The organism is Paenarthrobacter nitroguajacolicus (assembly GCF_051027655.1).
GTDB lineage: Bacteria > Actinomycetota > Actinomycetes > Actinomycetales > Micrococcaceae > Arthrobacter > Arthrobacter nitroguajacolicus.
On the sequence record NZ_CP073234.1, the window covers coordinates 1,122,787 to 1,140,745 of the forward strand.

Consider the following 17,959-nt stretch of genomic DNA (forward strand, 5'->3'; position numbering starts at 1 on the left):
AGCTAGGCTGGTGGTTGGCGTTCATGGGGCGGCGGTGCACACCGTCCGCCCTTGCTGGGGACGCGGTACGGTGGAGATTACGCAAGGAACTGCGTTCGAGGAGAGCTGAGCTGGATGACGGATCTGATCGATACCACTGAGATGTATCTTCGGACCATTTTGGAGCTTGAAGAAGAAAACATAGTGGCACTCCGGGCCCGCATTGCCGAGCGATTGCGCCACTCCGGACCCACTGTTTCCCAGACCATCGGACGCATGGAGCGCGACGGCCTGGTGATTGTGTCCAACGACCGCCACCTGGAGCTCACTGAAGTGGGCCGGAAACGCGCCACAGAGGTCATGCGCAAGCACCGCCTTGCGGAGCGCCTGTTGGCCGACGTTATTGGCTTGGACTGGGCCTATGTACACGATGAAGCGTGTCGCTGGGAGCATGTCATGAGTGAGCGCGTGGAGCGCCGGCTTTACGAGCTCCTGGAGCATCCCACAGAGTCTCCCTATGGCAACCCCATCCCGGGGCTTGAGGCGCTTGGTGGCCTCGCCAGCCAGCCCTTCCCCCGGCTGGATGTCAATCTGCTGCAGGCCATGGACGGCTACGCCACTGATTCCCGCGTTGTGGTCAGCCGCCTTGCGGAGCCCATCCAAGTCGAGCCGGAACTTCTCACCCAGTTGGATGAGGGCGGAATCCGTCCAGGCGCAACAGTGTCGCTGGAGCGCGTCGGTGAGTACATCTCGGTCCGCGTCCCGGGTATCGAGGGCGCCTTGGAGCTACCTCCTGAAGTTGCTGCGCACGTCTTCGTCTCCCTCAGCTGACCGGCACCGGGCCAGCACAGTGTCAAACCTCACTTTTGTGCGTTCGGCGCGCGTGTGACCTGCGGTTTTTCGAAATTGATGATAAGGGCCTCCTTCGCTTGCCCCGCTCCTGTTGATAACGAATTTATTACCAAGAGCCTTAATCCCCTATAGTTATCTACTAGCGCTGATACCAAAGCGTTACCTGATCCGGAGCCGAGCTCTGCCAGCGGATCAGGTGTGCCACCCACCACTGGCAGAGGCGGGGGAACCACAAGCGGCTGTCTAAAGAAGCAGCCTTGGGGTGAAGTCCGCAGCAGAAGTGCCCACGTATGCAAGTCCCTCTTGGGATACCTGTGTGCCGTGAGCGCCTCGTGCGGACCGGGTCTTTGTACTCTCTGACCCGAATCCGACAGCTAACTTCGCAGGCTTTTGAGAGAGGAACAGAGTTTGACATCGCAGAACGTCAGGGGTCGCCGCCGCGCGTCCGGCCCCGCTGCTGAGCTGCGGCCAGCCACCGTCGTAACGGAGATCCGGCCTCGCGACACCGAGCGTCAGGTGCGCCGCCGTAAGAGCCCGCTGCGCCAGGTTGCCGACTTCGCCGCTGCCAGCGGCGTCGGGCAGAAGGCCGGTGTTGCGCTTGCCGCCACCGGACTTGCCCTGACTGTCGGTCTGCCGGCCACGAGTCCCGTCATGGCCACTTCGGAATCAGGCCAGACTGAGTCTGCCCTCGCCGTCGCCGCCCCCACTGGCAGCCAGCCCGAGGTTTCCGCCGCCGCGTCAGCCAAGATCGACTTCAGCCGCGCCGCCGTCGCCACTTCTGCCGACCCCGATGGGAAGCTGAAGCAGCTGCTCAGCGCCCAGTCGACTGAGAGCATCCAGCGGGCCTCGTCCGTTGGCAGCATGGCCAGCCCCCTGGACACGCTCACCACGGCATCCCCTTTTGGTTACCGCATCAGCCCCCTCACGGGTGGCGCAGGTGACTTCCACCGTGGCCAGGACTTCGTTGCCCAGTGCGGCACGGCTGTGCACGCAGCGGCCACCGGCAAGGTTACGTTCGCCGGATGGCACGAGTACGGCGGAGGCAACCGCGTGGTCGTTGACCACGGCAATGGCCTCGAGACCACGTACAACCACCTGTCGTCCTTCACCGTCCAGGTAGGCCAGACCGTAAACCGCGGCGACACCGTCGCCCTGAGCGGCACCACGGGCGCTTCCACCGGCTGCCACCTCCACTTCGAGGTCCAGGTCAACGGTGAAGTTGTAGACCCCATGGGCTGGCTCTAAGCCAGTTGATGGTTGCCTCTCGCATTAGCGGGACGCCCCGTGACCTGAATGTGACATTCGCTTTCAAGTGTTGTAGCGTACAGAGCGCATCGGCTTTTTAGGGGGCCGGTGCACTTGAGTGGATTGCCTAGCTCTGCCACCTCTCAAGGTCCGTTCGCATAAATCGTCTGGCAGGGGCGGGGGAACCACTTCTGGCCTTCGAAAGAAGGCCTTGGGGTTAAGTCGCAAAAGCTTCCTTGGAAGCAGCGCGGCCGGATGACTCCCATCCGAATCCGACAGCTCACCTCGCAGGCATTGGGAGAGGCTACCTACGTGTCATCACGCACTACCCCTGCGCGCCATCGCGCCCAAACGGTTCGCACGAACCCGTTGAACACTCTTTCCAAGGCTGTTTCCTCCAACGCAGGAACCGTGGGCCGTCAGGCCGCCGTCCTTGCAGCAGCCTCAGGCCTCGTCCTCACCGTCGGCTTGCCGGCACAAGCAACAGACACCGACGTTTCCAAGTCGGAGGCCTCCAGCACCCAACAGCTGGTTGCTACCGCGGTGATTACCGCAGAACCGACAGCCACCGTTTCCTTCGAGAGCCCCACCGTGGCCACCCTGGAAGCCCCCAAGGTACAGCGCGCAGCGCAGGTTGCCGAGCGCGCAGCGGCCACCAGCGAAGAAACAGCGGAAGCAGTTACAGCAAAGTCTTCCGAGGCCAAGGATTCGGCCTCCAGTGCAGCTGCCTCCGGTCTCGCCGCCATTGCCTACACCGGCATCGGCTCTCCCTACGTTTGGGGCGGAACCACACCCAACGGTTGGGATTGCTCCGGCTTCACCCAGTGGGTCTACGCACAGGCCGGAATCAGCATCCCCCGCGTCAACGCCTGGACGGCCATGACGCCCACCAGCACTCCTGCTCCCGGCGACCTCGTCATGCAGAACGGCGGAGCCCACGTAGGCATCTACGTCGGCAACGGCATGATGATCAGCGCTTTGAACCCCGGCCAGGGAACGCTGCTGCACTCCGTAGCGTCCACCGGCACCTCCTCGTTCTACACCCTCCGCTAGAAAAATCCGGTTCGGGGTCGGCCGGCATTCCCCACATGCTGGCCAACCCACTACCCGCGTGCACCCCAACTGCATGCGGATACGAAAAGAGAAAATCATGACCAGTGCAAACAAGGTTGCACGGCACCGCGCTGAGGCCCCCAAGACCAGCTCGCTTGCCGTCATCGCCAAGGCCGTCAGCAACAACGCCGGTGGCGTTGGCCGCCAGGCAGCAGTTATTGCCGCAGCTTCAGGCCTGGTCCTGACCAGTGGCATCGCAGCCAACGCTGCCGATACCAACGTGGATCGCGAATCGACGTCCACGTCCACTCTTGACGTGCAGTCGGTAGTCCAGGCCACCATCGCCGCGGACTCCACTGTGGCCATCTCCTACGAGCGCCCCGTGGTCACAACGGTGGAAGCCCCGGCTCCCGTGGTGGTCGAGGAAGCTCCGGCCAAGGTTGAAGCCAAGGTCGAAAACAACGAGGCAACCGCGGTTACCGCCAACGCAGCTCCGGCAGTCAACGCAACCGTTGCCGTCAGCAACGCGACCCCCGCTCCGGCAGCTCCCGCCGCATCCAGCGGCCTCGGTGCCGCTATCGCTGCTGCAGCTTACGCCCAGCTCGGCGTCACCCAGGACTGCACCATGCTTGTGACCAACTCCTTGGCCGCCGTGGGTATCAACTTCCACGACTGGCCCGCTGGCTACCTCTCCCTTGGCCGCACCGTGAGTGCAGCTGAAGCCCAGCCTGGCGACCTCGCCTACTACGCCAACGGCGGTTTGGCCGGACAGGCCCACATCGCTGTCTACGTCGGCAACGGCCAAGCAGTTCACGGTGGATGGAACGGATCCACCACGGCACTGTTCAGCGCCAACGTGGGCTCCGGCCCGGTCTTCATCCGCGTCAACGGCTGATCCACATCGCGTAAGAACACCCCGCTGGCTTTGGCCGGCGGGGTGTTCTGCTTTAACCCTTGCCGGCTCGTGGGATGCCCGTAGTAGTGGGCGTGCGGCCACCACCCACTTCGGTTCTGAAAGCCACCCGACCTGCCGCAAATCACGTGTGTCGGGGCGGTTCTGCCCCTCAAAGTAGGTGGTGGCGGCACACAAAGGGACCCTTTGATTTCCGCCACATCCCTTAACCGCGCATGAACTCTTGCCGACACTGCACGCGAAACGACGGAAAAATTCGTTGATACGGCATATAAGTGCTTACCCTTATGTTGTCGATCCACAGCCCGTACATGCAGAGGGCAGCCGGCCCTCGTGCCCCTGACGGGTGCGGCCGTGAAGAGGTACGTGCATGCGCACACTCGTTCTGAATGCTGGATATGAACCGCTGGCGGTAATAACATTCCGCCGGGCGCTGGTCCTTGTGCTGACTGGGAAAGCTAGCGTGGTGGCCGAAGGCGACGAGCCTGTCGTCGGGCCACAGGAGATACTCGGAAGACCTTCCGTGATCCTCCTCAACCGCTACATCCGTCCCCGGTACAACAGGATTACCGCCGTGAGTCGCCGCGGGGTACTTCGCCGCGACGGCCATCGCTGCGCCTACTGCGGGAAAACAGCCCACACCATAGACCACGTCCACCCCAAATCCAGGGGCGGCGCGGATTCCTGGGAAAACCTGGTTGCGGCGTGCTTGAAATGCAACAACGCCAAGAGCGACCACACGCTGGCAGAGATGGGTTGGAATCTCCGTTTCAAGCCCGGCGTGCCCCAGGGAACCATGTGGCAGATCAAAGAACTCGAGAAACCTGCGCCGGACTGGGACCCGTTCCTGTTGCCGGAATCCGCTGCCTGATCGATTTCTGCTGGTCTCCAGCCGTCCCGGGTAATCTGGGCGGATGGAGTTCAATGCCGTGATTTTGGCGGGTGGCCGGGCCACCCGCCTCGGGGGCGTGCCCAAGCCATCGTTGAAGTACGACGGCGGCACCCTCCTTTCCCATGCCCTGCAGGCGGCCCGGGGTGCTTCGGCTGTGGTGGTGGTGGGACCGGACGTTCCAGGCGGGTCGGAAAGCACGCAACTACCGGTCGGCGTTCTGCGGGCACGGGAAGAACCGGTCTTCGCCGGTCCCGCTGCGGCAATCGCGGCCGGCCTGGCTGCGTTGAAGAACAGTCCGAGCACCCCGTGGACCCTGGTGCTGGCATGCGATATGCCGCACGCTTCCCGCGGTGTAGACCTTCTTTGGGCCGCCCTCGCATCCAGTCCAAACGTGGAAGGAGTCATGGCTGTCTCTCCTGATGGACGGAAACAGCCGCTTCTGGGCGCCTACAGTACAGCTGCGTTGGAAAGGGAAGTGGCCGTAGCTTCCGACGGCTCGGGGTTAACGAACTCTTCAGTGTTCCGCCTGCTTGCTAGGCTGAACCTGCTGGACGTTGACGTCCCCGCGGGGTCCACGGATGACGTGGATACGTGGGAGGACGCCGCGGCTTTGGGCATTAACTACGAGTTGGAGGCGGACGTGAAGAGCCAGGAAGAGACGCTCGAGGAATGGTGCCGCACACTGCTGCAGGCTTTCGAGCTTGAGGGCGTGGAAGTGGACGTTAACGAGGTACTCGCGGTCGCTGGGGTGGCAGCACATTCAGTGGTGCGCCCCGCCGCGCCCCTTACTACGTTCATTGCCGGATACGCGGCAGGCATGGCCCGCGGGATCGGCCAGGCCAGCGATGATGCGTCCATGAACGCTGCCCTGGAACTGGCCCGCAAAGTAGCCAAGGAGTACTCGGAGTCCGGGACTGACCCGGAATGACGGCGGCCCCCAACGAGGGCCATCACGCGGCACACACGTGGCAGGAGGCCCGGCAGCGCGCGTTCGATGTTGCTGCCCCTATCCCGCCGGGGCCCGTGCCGCTGAGCTCCGCACTCGGCCGCACCCTGGCGTCCGATGCCCTGGCCCTGCAGGACATGCCCCACTATGCTTCGTCGGCCATGGACGGGTGGGCCGTCAACGGCAGCGGTCCATGGATCCTGACCGAGCCCGGGCAGCGGCTGGCACCGCACCAAGCGAGTCCCATTGTCACCGGCGGTCTGATACCGCCCGGTGCCAAGGCTGTTCTGCGCAGCGAGAGCGGCGTTATCACCACGGACGACGACGGCCTGCCGGTTCTTGCGCTGGGCGGCACCGCCAAACCGGGCGAGCCCCGCAACGGCCAACACATCCGTAAAGCTGCAGAAGAGGCCGCTGAGGGTGACGTCCTGTTGAAAGCCGGCACAGTATTGAATCCGGCGCATATTGCCTTGGCAGCGCTGGCGGGTTTGGACCACTTGGAAGTCCTCGGAAAACCGTTGGTCCGGTTCCTCCTGACGGGTTCGGAAGTCGTGGCCCGGGGTGTTCCCATGCCCGGGCAGGTCAGGGATACCTTCGGCCCGCAGCTGGGTGCCGTCGTCGGGCTCTTGGGCGGTATAGCAGGGGAGCAGCTCAAGGTGGGCGACAGCTACGAGGAGTGGATTGCCGCACTTCGGGACACAGAGCCCTCAGCAGATGAACTGACACCGGACGAACCGTACGTTGAAGCGGAGGCCCCTGCCGACGTCGTTGTTACTACGGGCGGAACGGGACGCTCGGGAACGGACCACCTCCGCAAAGCCGTGGCTGAGCTGGGTGGCAGTTTGCTGATCGATGGCATTGCGATGCGGCCGGGTCATCCTGCCGTGTTGGCAGAGCTGCCCGATGGCCGGTTCGTGTTGGGGCTGCCGGGGAATCCGCTCGCCGCGATGATGGCCTTGTTTACCGTGGGCGGCCCGCTTCTGGCTGCTTTGGGCCACGGTCGCTTGGAAGAAGTGGGCGAGGTTCCCTGTGGCACGACTATCGACGCCGACCCCGGCCGGACCCGCTTGATGCCGTTCAAGCTCGTGTACGGGCTGGCGTCGCCGGCGCAGCATGCAGGTCCCGGAATGATGCGTGGCTTGGCAGGCGCACACGGTGTGATGGTGGTGCCGCCCCACGGTGTTCAGCTGGGCGAGATGGTGCCGGCGTTCGCATTGCCTTGGGGCAAACCGCTGCCCGTGCCGAAGGCGCCGGAGGACAAGGCCCGAAAAGCCGCGCCCCGGCAACAGAGGAAGGCTCCTTCCGGCCCGGTTGACTGGAGCGCGTTGGACGCTTGAGGGGCGCCTTGAGCGGATTCTGGACTGAGGACAAAGTGCAATGATGGACTCATGAACAGGCATGCTCCAGAACAGGACATCAACGAAGATGACCTGCAAATCCACCCGCCCAAACAAGCCGCGGCAGGCCTTAAAGCTGTCGCGGTTGCCCTCGAACGAGGTTACGCCCAAGCCGGAGTGACCCGCACGGTCCGTTCCATGCTCAGGGTCAACCAGCATGATGGTTTTGACTGCCCTGGGTGTGCATGGCCGGAATCGATCACCGGCAGGCGCAGCCCCGCAGAGTTTTGCGAGAACGGCGCCAAGGCCATCGCCGAGGAGAGCACCACCCGGACAGTCGGTGCCGAATTCTGGGCGAAGCATTCCCTTGCGGACCTCGAGGACAAGACGGAGTACTGGCTGGGAAGCCAAGGAAGACTTTCCGAGCCGGTTGTCATCAAACCAGGCGACACCCACTATTCTCCGATCAGTTGGACTGACGCCTTCGCTTTGATCGGCGAACACATCAATGCCACCACACCTGATAAGTGTGTGTTCTACACCTCCGGCCGGACGGCCAACGAGACGGCCTTCATGTACCAGTTGTTTGCGCGGAGCCTCGGCACCAACAACCTTCCAGATTGCTCCAACATGTGCCACGAGTCCTCCGGCAGCGCCCTCAACCCGACCATCGGAATCGGCAAAGGCACTGTTTCCTTGGAGGACATCCACCATGCGGAGCTGGTCCTGGTTGTGGGCCAAAACCCTGGAACCAATCACCCGCGCATGCTGTCCGCCCTCCGCGACTGCAAGAACAACGGCGGAAAAATCATCGCCGTCAACCCGCTTCCCGAAGCCGGTCTCCTGAACTTCAAGGACCCCCAGTCCCTCAACGGTGTTATCGGCGGCGGCACCACTATCGCTGATGAGTTCCTGCAGATCAAAGTCGGCGGCGATCTCGCGTTGTTCCAGGCACTGGGCCACCTGCTCCTGGAGGAAGAGAAACGCAAACCAGGGACCGTCGTCGACCATTCCTTCATCGGGAAGCAGACCGAAGGCTTCGAAGCCTATAAGGAAGCCCGTTCGGTGCTGGACTGGGCTGAGACGGAACGCGCAACAGGGCTAAGCCGGGAAGAGATCACCAACGCTGCCGGGATGATGGCGGAGTCGAAGGGAACCATCATCTGCTGGGCGCTCGGATTGACCCAGCAACCGCACTCTGTGGATACGCTCCGCGAGATCATCAACCTCCTCCTGCTCCAGGGCAACTTCGGCAAGCGGGGAGCCGGCGCCTGTCCCGTCCGGGGCCACTCGAACGTGCAGGGCGACCGGACCATGGGCATCTGGGAGAAACCCAAGGAATCCTTCCTGGCCGCGCTGGACAAGGAGTTCGACTTCCACATGCCGCGGGATCACGGCTATGACTCAGTGGAAACCCAGCACGCCTTGGAAAAGGGTGAAGTGGATGTTTTCGTCTCGATGGGTGGAAACTTCGCGGCGGCGGGATCGGACACCGCAGCCTTGGAAGATGGCCTGAAGAAGGCGGGGCTCACCGTCCACATCTCCACCAAGCCCAACCGGGCACACATCGTCCACGGCAAGACGTCCCTGATCCTGCCCACGCTTGGCCGGACGGACACTGATGACAAGCACCCCAAAGGCAAGCAATTCCTCTCGGTGGAGGACTCCATGTCCGTCATCCACAAAACGCAGGGACGGCTGGAGCCTGTTTCAGAACACCTCCTGAGCGAACCGGTGATTGTGGCACGAATGGCCCAAGCGACGCTGGGGGACAGCCACAGTGTGGACTGGCGTGCCATGGCCGAGGACTACGACGTGATACGCGACCATATCTCCCGCGTCATTCCCGGCTTTGAGGACTTCAACGCCCGGGTCCGCACCAAGAACGGCTTCGTCCTCCCCAACCCTCCCAGGGATACCCGTACCTTTGCCACGGACATCGGCAAGGGGCGTTTCTCCGTTCGGCCGCTTGAGTACCTTGAGGCTCCGGCAGGCCATCTGATCCTCCAGACTGTCCGCAGCCACGACCAATACAACACCACGTTCTACGGCCTGGACGACCGGTACCGCGGTGTCTCGGACGGCCGCCGGGTGATCCTGGTCAATCCTGGTGACCTGCAGGAATTGGGCTTCGAGGACCGCGACCTGGTGGATGTCATCTCTACTTTCGCGGGGACGGAGCGCCGTGCCAACAAGTTCCGCCTCATCGGGTACCCCACGGCCAAAGGATGCGCCGCAGCGTACTTCCCGGAGGCCAACGCCCTGGTGCACCGGGAACTGGTGGCCCGGGAATCGAACACCCCCGGCTACAAAGCAATGACCGTGCGCTTCGTGACGCATGAGGAGAACGGATCCTGATATGGGACGGGTAACCCAGCGCCGCAAGGTTCACAAGTTTGTCCTGGATGGCTCACCGCAGGCTTTGGAGCATCCCATCCGCTTCAAGGAAGACGTCCTGGCCGTGGAGGAACCGCTGGAGATCCGCTTGGGTGACATGTCTTTCTCCGTGACCATGCGGACCCCCGGAGACGACTTCGACCTCGTTGCGGGATTCCTGGTCTCGGAAGGGATCGTGTGGGAGCCGGGTCAGCTGGTCTCGGAGCGTTTCTGCGCTGGTGAGGACGAGAACGGGGTGCAGACCTTTAATGTGGTGGATGCACAGCTTCGGCCTGATGTTGAACGACCCGACACCGGCCGCAACGTCTACACCTCCAGCTCGTGCGGAATTTGCGGCACGGACTCCATTGATGCCGTTCGCAAGTCCTCGCACCACAGCCCCAAGGAAGACCGCATCACTGTTCCGGTACGGGCGCTCGCCGCATTGCCGGACCGCCTCCGTGAGGCGCAGGCGGTCTTTGACAAGACCGGTGGCGTGCACGCTGCCGGCCTTTTCAGGATCCACGACGACGGCACTACGGAGCTGCTCTGCCTCCGGGAGGACGTGGGCAGGCACAACGCCGTGGATAAAGTGGTGGGCTGGGCCTTGCGGGCGGGCATGTTGCCCCTCAAGGGGACTGTCCTTCAGGTTTCGGGCCGGGCTTCGTTTGAGCTTGTCCAGAAGGCTGCCATGGCAGGAATACCCGTATTGGCGGCTGTGAGCGCACCCTCCAGCCTTGCGGCGGAACTGGCGGAGGAAACGGGGATTACGTTGGCCGGTTTCAGCCGCGGGCTCAGCCTCAATGTTTATGCCGGGCGGGAGAGAATCGTTGCAGAAGCTGCTCAAACTGACCCGCAGGCCGTGGGGGATAGCCGGCAATCACTTGGCTATTGAGCTGGAACAACGTAGATTTTATCCATCGATTGGAAGCGCGGCGACCCAAGTTTCGCCGTCCGCGCCCTGCAGTTTTGGGGCGCGGTAACAATCCCTGTCACCCAGCGAACGCCCAAAGGGGAATTAATTGCACGACGACCGCCGGATCACTGAACAGCGTCTCGATCGATTTGTTCGGGAACGCATTCTTCCGGCCATTTACGGCAGGGCGATTCCGCTTCAGCTCAGCAGCTGGGACGCGCCAGGCGAACCCGTGCCTGCCGCGGAAGCGCTGCGCCAGGTCTTCACTCCGCAGGAGCCCGGCGCCGCGTGGGGCAAGGCCTGGAGCACCAAGTGGCTGCGCCTCCAAGGAGAGGTGCCGCAGGACTGGGGAATGACGGATTCCACCACTGTGGAGATCATCGTCGATCTTGGCTTTAACAGCGATGTCCCGGGGTTTCAGTGTGAAGGTACCGCATGGCGCTCCGATGGAAGCATCATCAAGGCGATCTCGCCCAGGAACTTCCACGTTCCGCTCAAGCTTCTGGGCGGAGGCCACTCCGTTGACTTCTATGTGGAGGCTGCCGCCAACCCGGATGTAGCGCAAGGATGGTCCTTCGCCCCCACGCCGTTGGGGGATAAGGCCACTTCCGGCGAGGAGCCCCGGTACCGCCTGGGCCGCATAGCAATCGCTGAACTGAACGAAACCGTGTGGGAACTCAACCAGGACATCTGGACCCTCAGCGGCTTGATGCACGAACTTCCCATGGATATGCCCCGGCGCCATGAGATCCTGCGCGCGCTTGAACGCATGCTGGACATTATGGATCCGGACGACATTGCCGGAACCGCTGCCGCAGGCCGTGCAGAGCTGATGCAGGTCCTCAGCCGTCCCGCCTACGCGTCCGCCCATGAACTCCTGGCTACCGGCCACGCACACATCGACTCCGCCTGGCTGTGGCCCGTCCGCGAAACCATCCGCAAGTGTGCCCGTACTTTCTCCAACGTGGTGGCCTTGATGGATGAAGACCCGGACTTCGTTTTTTCTTGCTCATCGGCCCAGCAGATGGCGTGGATGAAGGAGTTCTTCCCTGAGCTCTTTGTGCGCATCAGGGAAAAAGTGAAGGCAGGCCAGTTCGTTCCGGTGGGTGGCATGTGGGTGGAATCAGACACCAATATGCCAGGCGGCGAGGCCATGGCCCGCCAGTTCGTGGAAGGCAAGAGTTTCTTCCTGAACGAGTTCGATATCGAGTGCCAGGAAGCTTGGCTGCCGGATTCATTTGGCTATTCAGGTGCCATCCCCCAGATCGTCAAGGAAGCCGGGTCGCGTTGGTTCCTCACGCAGAAAATCTCCTGGAACAAGGTCAACCGGATGCCTCACCACACCTTTGCGTGGGAGGGCATCGACGGCACGCGGCTGTTTACGCACTTCCCGCCCGTGGACACTTACAACGCTGAACTGCACGGACGTGAATTGGCCCATGCACAGCGTAATTACCGCGATCACGGCCGCGGGACCATGTCCTTGGTGCCGTTCGGCTACGGCGACGGCGGTGGCGGACCGACGCGCGAAATGGTTGCCGCAGCGCATCGTACGGCGGATTTGGAAGGCTCCCCGAAGGTCCGCATGGGCACTGCCAAGGATTTCTTCACGAAAGCCGAGGCCGAGTACAGCAATCTGCCGGTCTGGGTGGGTGAGATGTACCTGGAAATGCACCGTGGAACGTATACGAGCCAGGCCAAGACCAAGCGTGGCAACCGTCGGAGCGAACACCTCCTGCGTGAGGCCGAGCTGTGGTGTGCCACTGCCGCTGTCCGGCTCGGTCCGGCATACTCCTATCCCGCGGACGAACTCAAACGTCTCTGGCGGCTGGTCCTGCTCCAGCAGTTCCACGACATCCTTCCGGGCAGCTCCATCGCCTGGGTCCACGAGGATGCAGAGCGCAACTACGAGGCCATAGCCAGGAATCTCGAGGACATCATCAACCAGGCCGCTCAGGCCTTGGTAGGCGAGGGGGATCAGCAGTTCCTCTTGAACGCCGCGCCGCATCAGCGCAACGGCGTGCCTGCATTGGGTGCGGCCCAGGCAACGACGCCGGATTCCAGTGTTCAGCTGGACGAGCTGGAGGACGGCTACGTCTTGGACAACGGCATCATCCGCGCGGTCCTGAACCAGGATGGCCTGCTGACGTCCTTGATTGACTACGCCAGCGGCCGCGACGCCATCGCTCCAGGACAGGCCGGGAACCTGCTCGAGCTTTTCAGGGACACTCCGAACGAGTGGGACGCCTGGGACATCGAAGAGTTCTATCGCCGAAACGTCACACCACTGACCCAAGCGGATGGCGTCGATGTTGAGCGTTCGCCGGCCGGCGTCGTCGTCGTGGTCAAACGCAAGGTGGGTGCCTCGACCATCACCCAACGCCTGACTCTCGACGCCGGTGCGGCGTCGTTGGGGATCGCCACCACGGTGGACTGGCAGGAACGCGAAAAGATGCTGAAGATCGCCTTCCCGCTGGATGTCAGGGCGGATCGTTCAGCGTCGGAAACCCAGTTCGGTCACGTTTTCCGCCCGACGCACACCAACACATCCTGGGAAGCGGCCAAGTTTGAGATCTGCGCCCACCGCTGGATCCACGTCGCCGAGCCCGGCTACGGCGTTGCAGTAAGCAACTCCTCAAGCTACGGGCACGACGTCACCAGGGCCGTCCGTGCCGATGGCGGAACCACGACGACGGTCCGTACCTCGCTGCTTCGCTCCGCCCGGTTCCCGGATCCGGAAGCAGACCGCGGAAGCCACACACTTGAGGTGTCCATCAGGCCGGGCGCTGCGATCGCCGATGCCGTGGAAGAGGGCTACCGCACCAACCTGAAGCCGAGGTTCATCTCCGGCGAAACGCCCGTGGAACCGCTGCTTTCCGTGTCCAATCCGGCAATCGTGGTGGAGGCTGTCAAGCTGGCCGAAGACGGTTCGGGCGATGTTATTGTCCGGCTTTACGAATCGTTGGGGGAGCGCTCAACGGGCTTCCTAACGGCCAACTTTGAGTGCTCCGATGCATCTGCCACGGACTTGCTGGAGCGCCCCTCGGAAGCCCCCGGAGTGGCTGTGGAGGAGGGGCCCGTGGTCAAGCTGGTGCTCCGGCCTTTCCAGCTGGTAACGCTGCGGCTGATTCGCTGATTGGCGCGGATTGGCTGGGCCCCTGCGTTACTCCGCCAGTTCCGCGTCGATAGCGTCTTTCAACACTTGAACCCGAACGGGAATCACAGTGTCATGGTGTTTGATTTGGGCTGAGACGTTCTTCGAGAAGACATCCTCAACCAAGGTGGGCATGTCCTTCACGCCGTTGAGGTAGCGCTTGGCGGCAAAGTCGAATTCTGACCTGTTGTTCTTTATCCGGGTGTTGAGAGCCTTGAGTTCGTCGGCGATCTTGAGGTATTCCGCTTCCGGGGCGTTCCGGGCGGTGGCGTCATCGACCTTCTTGACGTATTCATCCTTAAGCCGAACAAACTCGTTGTAGTTCTCCTCGGACTTCGCGGTTGTTTCTGCGTGCGATTCGAGCTGTGCAATCTCGTTGTCCAAGGTGCGGGCAAACTCAACGTAGGAGACGTTCTTGGACTGCTTGAGCTGGTTGACGGCTTCCCGACAAGGAACAGCTGCTTGTGTCAAGAGCGTTTGGCGTTCCCGGAGGTTGGCTGCTTTGGAGCCCACAAAGAGTCCGCTGCACCCGGCATCTTCCCTGAACAGGCCTTCGAACAGGGGGTATGACTCCACCAGGCCCTCCATGGAGTCGAGGTAGGCCTGGTAGGAATCACCCAGCTGGGCTACAGCCACACCGATCCCATCCGCTTCTTCACCAGCGCCGTAGCCAGTCTGCACATCGTTTAAGGTAGTCCGTGCGGAATTGACGGCCTGTTGGAACTCATCCCGCTCTTTGACGGAGTTCTTCTCCGCCTCTTCACGGGAAGCGGGGGCATTGCGCGCCTTTTTATACGCGGCCAGGTAGGCGTTGACCGCGGGCTGGATCTTGCCCCTTGCCTCAACGAGTGCCGTCAGGCGCTCGTCCTTGATGAGGGCCAGGCTTTCCCTGCGCTGCTGACCGGCGAAGTTGGTCAAGGCGATCACCACTACCGAGGCAACCACCGCCACCACAACGGCAATACTAATAGCGATAAGGACTGGACGGCGCTTACTGCGAACGGGCTCAATGGTCATCGCTACTTCCCCTCACCTGATGCTGCATCAAACTGTTCCAGGCTCTTCTGGAGAACGCCCTCGAATTCGGAGTTTGAGCTGTTGGCGCTTTCGATGATCTTTGAGTATTTGTCCTTGGTGGCAGTTTCATATGTTGTTTGTGCCTTGGCGAACGCATCATTAATATCCAACAGTGCCAGGCCGGCAATGGTGCTCTTGCTGAGGCGCTCAAAGGTGTCCTTGCTGTCAAGCACTTCCTGTTGCTTGTCCCGCTGCCCGCGGATGACGGCCTCTACCTCCGTGAGCAGGGTGGTGGTCTCTGCGTCGGCACCGTCCTTGGCGGTGCCCAGCGCGGCCAGACACTCGTCAGCGCTCTTGACGTAGTCCTGGGCGTAGGACTCACTTGCAACGTTCAGCGATGAATGCAGGGCCGCACACGGCCCGCCCACGGAGCGGTAGATGTTGGTGGTGTTGATTACCAGTTGGTCGTTGTAGGCGATCACCGCACCGTACTGATCCTTGAAGCGGTTGAAGGATTCGGCGACTCCCTGACCCTGCAGTGCCGGCGATTCCGCCATGTGTTCCAAGCGGTCACGATTTGCCTGTGACTCACGCACGATGCGCTCACGGTCCTGGCTGAGGACTTTGTCCACTTCCGCCTGTCCCGCTTTTTCGGAAATGGCGTTCGAGTACCGGCCCGAAAACTGTTGGACCAAAGGATCGTAGAGGTTCATCGAGTTGTCCACAATGACGCGTTGCTTGTCCAAACGGGCAACGTCGGCACGTCCTGGCTCTGTTGGCCGGGAGACCGCAAACCAGATGCCAAGCCCCGCGGCCACCAACGCCACCACTACGGCAACCACTATGAGTGCCGCTCGTTTGGAACCACCGCGTCCGGGTTCGCTGATTGTTTCTTCCAACTTCTTATCCCCCATATTTGTGAACCACTTACTTGTGAACCACTTAGACGTCGTGCTGGAGCCGCTTCACGAAGAGCTTGGTCCGTTCCTGGCGCGGTGCCCGCAAAACCTCGGCTGCCGGCCCGCGTTCCACTACAACCCCGCCGTCCATGAAGATAACCTCGTCCGCCACATGCTGGGCAAAGGCGAGCTCATGGGTCACGATCACCATGGTCCAGCCCTCTTCGGCGAGTTCTTTGATGACGCCGAGGACGTCCCCCACAAGTTCGGGGTCCAGGGCGGACGTGGGTTCGTCAAACAGTAGCAGTTGGGGCTTGAGTGCCAACGCCCGGACGATTCCCACGCGCTGCTGCTGACCGCCTGAGAGCTCAAAAGGGTAGGCATCGCGCTTGTCTGCAAGACCAACACGTTCCAGCAGGCGTTCGGCTTCGGCAATTGCCTCGGAGCGAGGCCGTTTTTGGACCTGGACGGGGCCTTCGATGATGTTCTTCAGCACGGTCATGTGGGGGAAAAGGTTGTAGTGCTGGAAGACCATTGCGCTGCGGTCGCGGAGCGCAGCCACTTCCTTCTTCCCTACTTTGGCGCCGAAGTCGATGGCGAGCTCAGCTGAGGAGTCGCCGCTTCCAAAGGTGACCGTGCCGGCGTCGGGAATTTCCAGCCCGTTGAGCGAACGCAGGACCGTAGTCTTGCCGGAGCCCGAAGGCCCGATCAGGGCCACCACCTGGCCGCGCTGGATATCGATGTCGATATCGCGCAGGACCACGTTGCTTCCGAAGGCTTTGGCAAGGCTCCGGGCCGTCAGGACGGACGTGACGCGCGGCTGCCGGGCGGGTTCGTTAGTGAGCGACATAGCGGTCCAATCTCTTTTCCACGGCGGATTGCGCAGTGGAAAGAACCAGGCAAATGACCCAATAAACCAGGGCTGCCTGCAGGTAAAGGGCCATGAACTCCTGGCTGAACGCGGCGATCTGCTGTGCGTTGCGGAACAGTTCAGTAACCAGGATGAGCGAGGCGAGGGACGTGTCTTTCACCAGGGAAATGAAGGTGTTGGACAAGGGAGGAACGGACACCCTTGCTGCCTGCGGCAGGATGATGCGCACCAGGGCCTGCGGACGGGACATTCCGATAGTGTGGCCGGCTTCCCATTGGCCCTTCGGCACGGAGAGGATGGCAGCACGGATGATCTCGGCTGCGTACCCGCCCACGTTCAGGGAGAAGGCAATGATGGCGCTTGGCCAGGGATCAAGCCGGATGCCGATGCTGGGCAAGCCGAAGAAGATGACAAAGAGCTGCACCAGCAGCGGAGTACCGCGGATCACCGAGACGTAGAAGCGGCCGATGCCCGAGAGCAGCCAGTTTGGGCTCAGGCGCATCAGGGCAACCACCAGCGCGAGCACCAAGCCGAAGGCGAAGGACGCGAGGGTCAGCGGAATGGTCCCCGTGACGGCGCCGGTGATGAGTGGACCGAAGGAACTCCAGATGAGGTCCCAGTTCATCTATTTGGTGACGTCCGCGCCGAAGTACTTTTCCGAAATCTTGGCCAAGGTGCCATCGGCTTGGAGATCAGCGAGGGCCTTGTCCACTGCGGCCGTGAGTTCCGTAGACCCCTTGCGGAAGACCATGGCGCTCTCGGTCTTCTCCGGTGCTTCGGCGGCGACCTTCAGACCGGAGTCGGGAGTGTTCTTGGCGTAGTCCAAGTACGTGAGTTTGTCGTTAACCGTGGCATCCACGCGTCCTTGTTGCACCAGCGTAGCGGACTGCGCCCAGCCTTCTACTGCCTGGACGTTGGCGCCGGCTTCAACTGCCATCTTGTAGAAGTTGCTGGTTAGTGACTGGGCGGTGGTTTTGCCCTTGAGGTCTGCGAAGCTGTTGATGCTGCCGTTGTCCGCTTTGGTGACCACTACGCCGGTGGAGATGGTGTACGGGGTGGAGAACTCGTATTTGGCCTTGCGCTCGTCATTGATGGAGATCTGGTTGGCGATGGTGTCGAACCGCTTGGATTCGAGCCCGGCAAAGATGCCGTCGAACTGCGTTTCCTGGAAGGTAGCCTTCACGCCAAGTTTCCCTGCCACGGCCTGGGCGATTTCGACGTCGAACCCAGTGAGCTCCCCGGCTCCGTCAGCATGGAAGCTGAAGGGGCGGTAGGTACCTTCGGTGGCGATGACGAGCTCGCCCTTGGATTTCACGTCTGAAAGTGACGTGTCGCCACCGGATTGGGCGGGTGCCGATCCTCCACCGCATGCAGAAAGTGCAAGGGCGGCCGAGGCCAGGGTGGCTGCGAGGACAGAGCGGCGGGAGCGAAGGCTGTTCATGGAGCCATCTTAGTCACCGCTCGGGCAAGGCTTGGCGGGCGGCTTGCGAAAGGGCCGTTAAAAAGGCT

At 62.1% G+C, this 17,959-nt stretch carries 15 protein-coding genes and 2 riboswitches; of the genes, 10 read left to right on the forward strand and 5 right to left on the reverse strand.

The window, feature by feature from the left end; all coding sequences use genetic code 11:
* Positions 1-114: 114 nt before the first annotated feature.
* The 10 genes from KCX59_RS05690 to KCX59_RS05735 all read left to right on the forward strand — a co-directional run bounded on the left by KCX59_RS05690 (position 115) and on the right by KCX59_RS05735 (position 13,645).
* Positions 115-810 (forward strand): metal-dependent transcriptional regulator, encoded by a 696-nt coding sequence (locus KCX59_RS05690; protein ID WP_091465717.1) that lies wholly within the window; start codon positions 115-117, stop codon positions 808-810.
* Between the two features lie 210 nt (positions 811-1,020).
* A riboswitch (cyclic di-AMP (ydaO/yuaA leader) is annotated at positions 1,021-1,235 on the forward strand.
* A 4-nt stretch (positions 1,236-1,239) separates the two neighbouring features.
* Entirely contained in the window at positions 1,240-2,076 is an 837-nt protein-coding gene (locus KCX59_RS05695) for a M23 family metallopeptidase (protein ID WP_178994274.1), read from the forward strand.
* Between the two features lie 145 nt (positions 2,077-2,221).
* A riboswitch (cyclic di-AMP (ydaO/yuaA leader) is annotated at positions 2,222-2,384 on the forward strand.
* A 4-nt stretch (positions 2,385-2,388) separates the two neighbouring features.
* On the forward strand, positions 2,389-3,129 hold the full coding sequence (locus KCX59_RS05700) for a C40 family peptidase (protein ID WP_370629206.1): 741 nt from the start codon (positions 2,389-2,391) through the stop codon (positions 3,127-3,129).
* A gap of 97 nt (positions 3,130-3,226) precedes the next feature.
* Positions 3,227-4,024 carry an NlpC/P60 family protein gene (locus KCX59_RS05705; RefSeq protein WP_179018130.1) on the forward strand — a complete coding sequence of 266 codons (798 nt, stop codon included), beginning with the start codon at positions 3,227-3,229 and terminating at the stop codon, positions 4,022-4,024.
* A gap of 388 nt (positions 4,025-4,412) precedes the next feature.
* Entirely contained in the window at positions 4,413-4,913 is a 501-nt protein-coding gene (locus tag KCX59_RS05710; protein WP_091465723.1) for an HNH endonuclease, read from the forward strand.
* A 43-nt stretch (positions 4,914-4,956) separates the two neighbouring features.
* On the forward strand, positions 4,957-5,862 hold the full coding sequence (locus tag KCX59_RS05715; RefSeq protein ID WP_178994276.1) for an NTP transferase domain-containing protein: 906 nt from the start codon (positions 4,957-4,959) through the stop codon (positions 5,860-5,862).
* Positions 5,859-7,217, forward strand: a complete 1,359-nt coding sequence (locus tag KCX59_RS05720) for a molybdopterin molybdotransferase MoeA (RefSeq protein ID WP_179018131.1) — start codon at positions 5,859-5,861, stop codon at positions 7,215-7,217. The genes KCX59_RS05715 and KCX59_RS05720 overlap by 4 nt, the downstream gene beginning before the upstream one ends.
* A 51-nt stretch (positions 7,218-7,268) precedes the next feature.
* Complete coding sequence (locus tag KCX59_RS05725; RefSeq protein ID WP_179018132.1) at positions 7,269-9,575, forward strand: FdhF/YdeP family oxidoreductase; 2,307 nt, start codon at positions 7,269-7,271, stop codon at positions 9,573-9,575.
* 1 nt (position 9,576) lies between these two features.
* On the forward strand, positions 9,577-10,488 hold the full coding sequence (gene fdhD, locus KCX59_RS05730) for a formate dehydrogenase accessory sulfurtransferase FdhD (RefSeq protein ID WP_179018133.1): 912 nt from the start codon (positions 9,577-9,579) through the stop codon (positions 10,486-10,488).
* Positions 10,489-10,615: 127 nt separating this feature from the next.
* Complete coding sequence (locus KCX59_RS05735) at positions 10,616-13,645, forward strand: alpha-mannosidase (protein ID WP_179018134.1); 3,030 nt, start codon at positions 10,616-10,618, stop codon at positions 13,643-13,645.
* Between the two features lie 27 nt (positions 13,646-13,672).
* On the opposite strand, the gene KCX59_RS05740 is transcribed toward KCX59_RS05735, so the two are convergent.
* The 5 genes from KCX59_RS05740 to KCX59_RS05760 are packed head-to-tail and all read right to left on the reverse strand — an operon-like array spanning position 13,673 to position 17,891.
* A complete protein-coding gene (locus KCX59_RS05740) occupies positions 13,673-14,680 on the reverse strand; it encodes a hypothetical protein (RefSeq protein ID WP_179018135.1) in 1,008 nt (335 codons plus the stop codon).
* A 2-nt stretch (positions 14,681-14,682) separates the two neighbouring features.
* A complete protein-coding gene (locus KCX59_RS05745) occupies positions 14,683-15,579 on the reverse strand; it encodes a hypothetical protein (RefSeq protein WP_256871511.1) in 897 nt (298 codons plus the stop codon).
* A gap of 43 nt (positions 15,580-15,622) precedes the next feature.
* Complete coding sequence (locus KCX59_RS05750; protein ID WP_179018137.1) at positions 15,623-16,429, reverse strand: amino acid ABC transporter ATP-binding protein; 807 nt, start codon at positions 16,427-16,429, stop codon at positions 15,623-15,625.
* A complete protein-coding gene (locus KCX59_RS05755; protein WP_011773765.1) occupies positions 16,416-17,075 on the reverse strand; it encodes an amino acid ABC transporter permease in 660 nt (219 codons plus the stop codon). The genes KCX59_RS05750 and KCX59_RS05755 overlap by 14 nt, the downstream gene beginning before the upstream one ends.
* Entirely contained in the window at positions 17,076-17,891 is an 816-nt protein-coding gene (locus tag KCX59_RS05760) for an amino acid ABC transporter substrate-binding protein (RefSeq protein WP_179018138.1), read from the reverse strand. It lies immediately after the preceding gene.
* Positions 17,892-17,959: the final 68 nt, after the last annotated feature.